The sequence below is a fragment of the Providencia sp. CIM-Carb-044 genome, from assembly GCF_033901115.1.
GTDB lineage: Bacteria > Pseudomonadota > Gammaproteobacteria > Enterobacterales > Enterobacteriaceae > Providencia > Providencia hangzhouensis.
Genome location: NZ_JAXADV010000066.1, coordinates 1 through 792, shown reverse-complemented (window position 1 = coordinate 792; position 792 = coordinate 1). Strand labels below are relative to the sequence as shown.

At 35.5% G+C, this 792-nt stretch carries 1 protein-coding gene; it reads left to right on the top strand.

The features are described 5' to 3' along the window. Window positions 1-90: 90 nt before the first annotated feature. Window positions 91-792 (top strand): DUF4158 domain-containing protein (locus SJ312_RS23280; RefSeq protein WP_319868419.1); only part of this gene is annotated, 702 nt, incomplete at its 3' end.

Below are 792 nucleotides of genomic sequence, written 5' to 3'. Positions count from 1 at the left end.
TAAGGTAGACTTAAATTGCACTTTTATATCGATTACGCGCGCGTCCATTATATGATGTTGTTTATTTTTAGAGGATAGAACATAACCACAATGAAAGAGATTAAATCAGGCCGTATTCAAATTTTGACAGAACAGGAGATTCATGAGCTCTATTCTCGTCCAATATTTAATCAAATTGAGCGTGAAGAATATTTTTCATTAGATCCGAGTATAAAAAAAATCCTCACTAAAATGGGAAAAATTGAAACGAAAATATATTTAATTCTTCTGATTGGTTATTTTCGCGCGAAGCCTGTTGTCGCTCAATTTAAACTACGAGAGGTTAAACAAGATGTCGACTATATTTATGCGACACATTTTCCAAATAGAAAGCCGAAATACCCCTTTATTGCTAAAAGTACTCGAGCAACATTGATCGCTAAAATGCATGAAATACTGGGTTTTTCGCGGTTATTAAGACAAGATAAACAAGCCTTGATAGAGCGTTTGGGTGATGTCGCAACAATCTGTACATACCCCAAATATATTTTTGATGAATGCCTCGCTTTTTTAGGTCAAAACAGAATTGGATTAGTGGGTTATTCCACTTTGCAAAATATGATCACCACGGTTTTAGCTAATGAGAGGCATCGTACCGAGTTGATCCTTTCAAATAGCGTGCCACCAATAATACATAAAAAATTAAAGAAGATACTGCATACAAAAGGGGTTTTAAATAGTCTATCTGGCCAACAAGGCGCAGCTAAAGATTTTACACCGACAGAGCTCGCAAGTGAAATTGAAACGCATAAT